Here is a 7,272-nt window from a genome sequence, read left to right on the forward strand (position 1 = left end):
GTTCGCCATCGTCGCCCTCGCGCGGCAGCGCCGGGTCGCCGGCGGCGATGCGCGCGGCCAACAGCAGGCGGCGGCGCAGGCGTTCGCGCAGCTCCTGGGTGGCGGCGTCGGTGAAGGTCACCGCGAGCACCTCGCCGATGCGCAGCCCGCGCTCGATCACCAGGCGGGTGACCAGGGTCGCCAGGGTGTAGGTCTTGCCGGTGCCGGCGCTGGCCTCGATCAGGCGCAGGCCGTCGAGCGGCAGATCCAGGAACGGATCGCGCGGCGCGCTCATGCGCCGCCGCCTTCGTCGCGGCCGTGGACCACGGCGCCGAACACCAGTCTGGCGATCTCGCGGAATTCTTCACCGAGCATCGGGTCGCGGAACGGGTCGCGCCCGCGCAAGGCCAGGCGCGCGCCCGGCGTGGTCGCCTCGCCCCAGGTGCGCGGGCTGCCGTGCCACTGGCTCTCGGCCTTGCCCCAGCCGTCCTTGTCCTGGGTCGCGGCTTCGTACCAGAGCCAGCCGGCGCGCGGCAGGAACGGCAGCGGTGCGCGCAGGCCGTAGTCGCGCAGGCGCAGCAGGCTGCGCAACACCGCCTGGGCCTGCTGCGGCGCCAGCGCTTCGCGCAGATGCGGGCCGGGCCCGCCGTCGGTCTGAGCGAACTGGGCCAGCGGACGGCGGTCGCCGAGCGCCGACAGCACCAGCCAATCCAGGCCGTGAGCGATCTGCGACGGCCCGTGCAGGCTGTCGAAACGCAGCCGCGCCAATCCGCCGGCATAGACATCGTCGAGCCGGCCGAGCAGGCGCGCGTCGCCGAGGTCGAGTTCGAACGGCAGCGCCTCGGCCTCACCGTTGCGCCAACGCGCGAAGGCATCGGCGTAGGGCCGCACCTGCCCGAGCAAGGCATCGAGCTGGCGTCGGCCGAGCGGGCCGGACGGCAGCAGCGCGCGGGCGCGCAGGCTCGCCTGCAACCGGTCGCGATCGATCCGGCCCCCGCCGGCGATCAGGTCGTCGAACACCGCGCGCTGCAGTTGCTGGCGAAACAGGCCCGGCCCGGGCAGCACCAGCGGCTCGACGTCGTCGCCGGCGTCGATCTCGTCGGGCAGACGCAAGCCCAGGCGCTGGCGCAGGAACGCGGTCGGCGGGTCGCGCAGGAAGCTGCGCAGGTCCTGGTACGCCACCCTGCCGTCGTCGGCCGCGTCCGGGTCGGGCGGCAGCGGTTCGTGGAGCCAGGGGCCGATCTCACCGCGCAGGCCGAGCGCGCCGGCATCGACCGCCGGCCGCCATTCGGCGCGATAGCTGAAACGGCGCGGCTCAGGCTCGCGCTCGCCGGCGCCGAACGCGGCCGCCGCGAACGGCTGCAGCGGTTGGCGCACCACGAACTCGTTGCGCGCCGCGGCCGGATCGGCGTGATAGCGCGCGGCGACATCGAGCAGTTCCGAGACCAACGTAGAGGGTTCGCGCTGGCTGCCGTCGCGCGGATCGGCGCCGAGGTAGCTCAGATAGAACGTGTCGGAGGCGGCGCCGAACAACTGCAGGAACAAGAAGCGGTCGTCGTCGCGTAGCGAGCGGTCGCCGTGGCGGCGCGCGGCGGTACCGAGTTCGGCGGCGAGCCGGTTGAGGCCGCCGGCCGGGTCGCGGCGCGGGTAGTCGCCGTCGTTCATGCCGAGCAGGCAGATCGCCCGGAACGGGATCAGGCGCATCGGCACCATGCGGCCGAAGCTGACGCCGCCGGTCAGCAGCGGCGCGCGGGTGTCGGCCTCGGTCAGCGCGGCGCGGAAATGGCTGCGCACGATTTCGGCGCCGACCGTGCCGTCGAAGCCGGCCTTGCCGGCATCGCGGGCGAAGCTTTCGATCAGGTTGCGCAGGCGTTCGAGGGTGCGCTGGTCGGTGGGGTCGCGCGGGCGTTCGGGCAGCATCGCCCGCAGCAGGCCGAGCAGGCGGTCGGCCCATTGCGCCGGGCTCAGCTCGGCATCGAGCGCGCGCTCGAAGCGCGCCAGCACCCGCAGCAAACGGATCAACGCATCCAGCGCATCCAGCGAGGCGCCTTCGAGTTCGGCGTACGGCGCGATGCCGGCGATCATCTCGTCGGCCGCGGCGCCGTCGCCGGCGGCGTGGCCTAGCAGCAGACGGTCGAGTGCGAACGCCCAGGTGTAGGCGTCGTCGCCGGGGGCGTCGTGGCGGCTGCGATGAGCCGCGTCGATCCCCCAGCGCGCGCCGGCGTTCTGCAGCCAGGTGCGCAGGCGTTCGAGGCCTGCGCCGTCGAGGCCGGCCTGGTCGGCGATCGCCGGCGTCGCCAGCAGGTCGAGGATTTCGCTGAGTCCGAATCGCGACACCGGCAAGGCCAGCAGGCGCAGGAACACTTCCGCGAGCGGTTCGGAGGCGAGCGGGCTGGCGTCGGCGAGCGCATACGGAATGAAGCCCGGCCGCCCGGCCAGGCCGCCGAACACCGCGGCGATGTGCGGCGCGTAGGGGTCGATGTCGGGCGCCAGCACCGCGATCTCGCGCGGCTGCAGCGGCGGGTCGAAACGCCGGCCCTCGGCCGAGTTCGGATCGAGCAGGCCCTGCAACTGGTCGTGCAGCACCTGCACTTCGCGCAAGCGGGTGTGGCAGGCGTGCACCTGCAGGCTGGCATCGGCGCGATCGACCCGCTCGCGCCACGGCACGGCCGGCAGCGCGCGCCGATGCAACAGGTCGCGCTGCAGGCGCTGCAGCAGGCTGTCGCGCGAAGGGTCGTCGTGGCGACTTTCCTCGGGATCGGCGTAGGCGGCGATTTCGCCGGACGGATGCACGACCTCGTAGCCGCCGAGCACCGCCATGAAATCGCGGCCGGCCGCGCCCCAGGCCTGCAGCAGCGGGTTGTCGTCGTCGCCGAAGGCGGCGTCCTCGCCCAGGCGCAGGCGTTCGGCCAGGGTGCCCAGGTCGCCCCAGTACTTGCGCGTGGGGGTCGGCAGATAGAAATGCAGGGTGCCGGCGATCGCTTGGGTCGCGATCATCCGCAGCACGTCGGGCGAGACATTGAGCGTGGCGAAGGCGAACAACCGCGGCGGCAGCCCGCGCGGCGGCCGGGCGATGCCGGCCTCGCCCTGGAACCGGGCCAGGTAATCGTCGATGCGGCGCGCGCGGTAGCGGCGGGCGGCGGCGACCCGTCGCCACAACGCCGCCTGCGGATCGTCGCGTTCGCGCCCGGCGTCCCAGGCCAGCAGCCAGTCGCGGCGCCAGGCCTGGTATTTCTCGAACAGCGAGGCCAGCTCGCCCGACAGCGACCACGACTTCAGCGGGTCGTCGCCGTCCAGGTAGGCGCGCAGCGGCGCCAGCGCCGGCTCGCGCAGCTGCGCCGGCTGCGACAGCACGCTGTAGAGGCGCCAGCGCAGGGCCTGGGCGTCGAGGTCCTCGCCGGGATGGGCCAGGTCCTCGTCGGAGGCATTGGCGTCGAGCGCACGCTGGACGAATTCGCCCGGGGTCAGGAATTCCAGGTTCGCGGCGATGCCGTAGGCCTGCGCCAACGTCGCCTGCAGCCAGCGCCGCATCGCCACCTGCGGGATCAGGATCACGTCCGGCGCCAGCAGCGGCTGCCCCGGCGCGGGCGTGCGCAGCTCCTGCGCGAGCAGACCGGCCAGCACGTCCAGCGCATTGGAATGGTAGAGACGGAAATCGGCGCGCGCGGGCATCCCGCCATCTTGCCGCAAGGGCGCCGGAAGCGCTGCCGCCGGTTGTGGCGGTTGCGCGATGGCAAGCGCGCAAGCGCAAGAGCGATCCCTCTGCCCCCTCTCCAATAGAGATATGTCCTTGGAGCGAGGCTGGGCCTGCCAGTCCATCGCTTCGGCGGGGCTCATCAAACCGCCCTCGTCGAAGGCGCCGAGGGGCGCAGACACCTTCAGGAAGAATCTCCGCCCGCAGGAGGGACCGGGGACCCGCCTCCCGCTTCCAACCTCTAGTCCCTAGTTCCTCCCCACTAGTTACTCCCTCCTCACTCCTCTCACTCCTCGCTTCTCACTCCCGCTCCCGCTCCCGCCCCCCAGCACACTTAAAACCGTTTTAATCCCCAGCGCCCACCCTGACCCGGCCGCACTACGGCCGAACGCTCCGTCCCGCCATCGCTGCGAGCGGGGCCGGCTAACCTGCGACAATGGCCGACGCTCGACCCCGGTTCAGGCTGGCTGGGCCAAGCTGCGCCGTTTTGCAGCGCTTGTCCGACCGTCTCATCGCCCTCGCACACGGACTGTCCTACCGCATGACGACCGAACCGCCCATCGTCCGCCTGACCGACCTCCGCCTCGACCGCGGCGGCCGCAGCGTGCTGCGCGGGATCAACCTGTCGGTGCCGCGCGGCAGCATCGTCGCGGTGCTGGGGCCGTCGGGCAGCGGCAAGTCGACCCTGCTGTCGGCCCTGACCGGCGAACTCGCCCCCGCCGCGGGCACGGTCGAGGTGTTCGGCCAGCGCGTGCCGCAGGACCCGCGCGAGCTGCTCGAATTGCGCAAGGGCATCGGCGTGCTGCTGCAGGGCAACGGCCTGCTGACCGATCTCACCGCCGCCGAGAACGTCGCCCTGCCGCTGCGCGCGCACACCCGCCTGCCGAAGGCGCTGATCGAGCGCCTGGTGCTGATGAAGCTGCATGCGGTCGGCCTGCACGCCGCCGCCGACGCCTTCCCGCGCGAACTGTCCGGCGGCATGGCGCGCCGGGTCGCGCTGGCGCGCGCGCTGGCGCTGGACCCGCCGCTGATGATCTACGACGAGCCGCTGACCGGGCTGGACCCGATCGCCTCGGGCGTGGTCATGAGCCTGGTGCGCCGCCTCAACGACACCCTCGGCCTGACCAGCATCGTGGTCACCCACCACGTCCACGAGACTCTGCCGGTCGCCGACCACGCCATCGTGATCGCCAACGGCGGCATCGTGTTCTCGGGCACGCCGAGCGAACTCGAACGCAGCCAGGACCCGCTGGTGCGCCAATTCCTGCTCGGCGAACCCGACGGCCCGATCGGGTTCGACGCCGCACCGCGCACCACCACGGAGGCCGCCTGATGCCCTTCATCGCTGCGACCCGCTCGCTGGGCCGTGCCGGCCTGTTCTCGCTGTCGGTGTTGCGCGCGTCCAAGCCGACCCGCGACTTCTTCCGCGAGCTGACCCGCGAAATTTACAAGATAGGTGCACGTTCGCTGCCGATCATCGCCGTTGGCGGCGCGTTCGTCGGCTTATCGGTGACTCTGCTGGGCTATCGTGCGCTCGACACCTACGGCGCGGCCAACCAGGTCAGCGCCATGCTCGGCCTGGGCATGTACCGCGAGCTGGGGCCGGTGCTGACCGCGCTGCTGTTCATCGGCCGCGCCGGCAGTTCGATCGCCGCCGAACTGGGCCTGATGCGCGCGACCGACCAGATCACCGCGCTCGGCCTGATGGCGATCGACCCGATCGCCAAGGCGGTGGCGCCGCGCTTCTGGGCGGCGGTGCTGTGCGTGCCGCTGCTGACCGGCTTTTTCTGCAGCCTGGCCATCAGCGCGAGCTATTTCGAGTCGGTGCACGTGATCGGCATCGAGTCGGGGATCTTCTGGCAGGTGCTCAAGGACAGCGTCGACTTCTACGACGACTTCCTGATGGCCTTCGTGAAGTCGGCGGTGTTCGGCGCGACCGCGGCCCTGGTCGCGGCGTATGTCGGCTACCACGCCGAGCCGACCATCGAGGGCACCTCGGTGGCCACCACCCGCGCCGTGGTCAACGCCTCGCTGCTGGTGCTGATGTTCAACTTCGTGATGTCGGCGCTGCTGTTCAAGTAAGTAAGGTGGCCCGCAGGGCCGGATGAGGGTACGGGACGAGGTCGAAGCGGCGCAGGCGCACCGCCCTCACCCCCTCTCCCAGCGGGAGAAGGGTTTCATTGATCCGTTTTTGCTTGTTGCTCAGTACACCGATTCGATCGACCCGCAAGCCAGTCCAACCGTTACATCGCCGCGCCGAACCGCGCGGGCTTTATCCCCAAGGTGATGCCATGTCCGTCCGCAGTCCCCGCATCGAATTCGCCGTAGGCGCATTCCTGCTGCTCGCCCTGGCTTCGCTGCTGGTGCTGGCGATCGCCTCCACCAACGGCAAGTTCGGCTTCGGCCGCAGCAGCTACGAGATCACCGCGCGCTTCACCACCATCGGCGCGCTGCGGCCGAACGCGCCGGTCAAGATCGGCGGCGTCACCGTGGGCCAGGTCGCCGACATCTCGCTCGACCCGGTCAAGTACAGCTCGATCGTGACCCTGGCGATCGACAACCGCTACCGGAACCTGTCGGCCGACACCGCCGCCGGCATCTTCACCAGCGGCCTGCTCGGCGAAAGCTATATCGGCCTGACCCCGGGCGGCGACCCGGAAAACCTCAAGCCCGGCGACGAGATCTACCTGACCCAGCCGGCCGTCGACCTGATTCAGCTGGTCGGCAAGTACATGTTCAGCGGCGGTGGCGCACAAGGCGGCAATGCGGCCGGCGACTCGGCCGCCAAGCCCGCCGACGCCGGCGTTCCCGACTATCTCCAGGGCGAAGCCGCCCCCTCCACCGACGAGACCAAGAAATGAAGCGTTCACTGATCTCCATCGTCCTCGCCTCGGCCCTGCTCGCCGGCGCTCCCACGCTCGCCCTCGCCCAGGTCACCGCGGCGCCGGGCACCGCCCCCGCCGCCGGCACCCCGAGCGCGATGGTGCTGAACAACAGCACCCGCATCCTGTCGACCCTGGAAGCGCGCCGCGCCGAGTTCAGCAAGAACCGCGCCGCACTCAGCCAGTTCATCTCGACCGAGTTCAACCAGGTGTTCGACCGCGACTACGCCGCGCGCCTGGTCCTGGGCACGCACGGCCGCGGCGCTTCGGACGCCGACGTCGCCGCGTTCGCCGATGCCCTCACCGGCAGCCTGATGCAGCGCTACGGCTCGGCCCTGCTCGACTTCAACACCAAGCTCAAGGTCCGGATCAAGTCCGAGACCCCGCTGCGCGGCGGCGCCATCGTCAAGGTCTCGAGCGAGTTCCTGCGCCAGGGCGGCGAGCCGATTCCGGTCGACTACCTGCTGCGCAAGAACGGCGCACAGTGGAAGGTGTTCGACGTGATGGTCGAAGGCGTCAGCTTCGTGCAGACCTTCCGCAATCAGTTCGACACCCCGCTGAGCCAGAAGTCGATCGCCCAGGTCGCCAAGGACCTCAAGGCCGGCAAGTTGCAGGCCCAGGCGAGCGGCAACTGAGCATGGGCGCAGCGACGGCCCGCGACGCCGCCGGCGTGCGCAAGGACGGCGGGGCGCTGGTGTTCAGCGGCGCGCTGGACCG

General features: G+C 71.2%; 5 protein-coding genes and 1 pseudogene. 4 read left to right on the forward strand and 2 right to left on the reverse strand.

Annotated features, from left to right (window positions below; translation table 11 throughout):
• Nucleotides 1–274 (reverse strand): UvrD-helicase domain-containing protein (locus tag ACSAMQ_RS19375; RefSeq protein ID WP_435397228.1); only part of this gene is annotated, 274 nt, incomplete at its 3' end.
• The gene (gene recC / locus ACSAMQ_RS19380) at nucleotides 271–3,651 is read right to left on the reverse strand and encodes an exodeoxyribonuclease V subunit gamma (RefSeq protein ID WP_435397229.1); all 3,381 of its coding nucleotides are present in this window, start codon (nucleotides 3,649–3,651) and stop codon (nucleotides 271–273) included. The genes recC and ACSAMQ_RS19375, both read right to left, overlap by 4 nt.
• 563 nt (nucleotides 3,652–4,214) lie before the next feature.
• Between recC and ACSAMQ_RS19385 the strand changes: the two genes are divergently transcribed.
• From ACSAMQ_RS19385 to ACSAMQ_RS19400, 4 genes and pseudogenes are all read left to right on the forward strand, one after another.
• Nucleotides 4,215–5,006: an ABC transporter ATP-binding protein gene (locus tag ACSAMQ_RS19385; RefSeq protein WP_435397230.1), complete on the forward strand. Its 792-nt coding sequence runs from the start codon at nucleotides 4,215–4,217 to the stop codon at nucleotides 5,004–5,006.
• Nucleotides 5,006–5,755 (forward strand): MlaE family lipid ABC transporter permease subunit, encoded by a 750-nt coding sequence (locus ACSAMQ_RS19390; protein WP_435397231.1) that lies wholly within the window; start codon nucleotides 5,006–5,008, stop codon nucleotides 5,753–5,755. The genes ACSAMQ_RS19385 and ACSAMQ_RS19390 overlap by 1 nt, the downstream gene beginning before the upstream one ends.
• A 209-nt stretch (nucleotides 5,756–5,964) precedes the next feature.
• A pseudogene (gene mlaD / locus ACSAMQ_RS19395) lies at nucleotides 5,965–6,532 on the forward strand (outer membrane lipid asymmetry maintenance protein MlaD); the annotation flags it as partial.
• Nucleotides 6,531–7,190 (forward strand): MlaC/ttg2D family ABC transporter substrate-binding protein, encoded by a 660-nt coding sequence (locus tag ACSAMQ_RS19400; protein WP_435397232.1) that lies wholly within the window; start codon nucleotides 6,531–6,533, stop codon nucleotides 7,188–7,190. The pseudogene mlaD and the gene ACSAMQ_RS19400, both read left to right, overlap by 2 nt.
• Nucleotides 7,191–7,272: the final 82 nt, after the last annotated feature.

The organism is Lysobacter sp. 1R34A (genome assembly GCF_051217035.1).
GTDB lineage: Bacteria > Pseudomonadota > Gammaproteobacteria > Xanthomonadales > Xanthomonadaceae > Lysobacter.

Bases quoted from the DNA above. Each gene is read 5' to 3' on its own strand.
- ACSAMQ_RS19400 (WP_435397232.1), top strand. From the start codon at position 6,531: ATGAAGCGTTCACTGATCTCCATCGTCCTCGCCTCGGCCCTGCTCGCC.
- ACSAMQ_RS19385 (WP_435397230.1), top strand. From the start codon at position 4,215: ATGACGACCGAACCGCCCATCGTCCGCCTGACCGACCTCCGCCTCGAC.
- recC (WP_435397229.1), bottom strand. From the start codon at position 3,651: ATGCCCGCGCGCGCCGATTTCCGTCTCTACCATTCCAATGCGCTGGAC.
- ACSAMQ_RS19390 (WP_435397231.1), top strand. From the start codon at position 5,006: ATGCCCTTCATCGCTGCGACCCGCTCGCTGGGCCGTGCCGGCCTGTTC.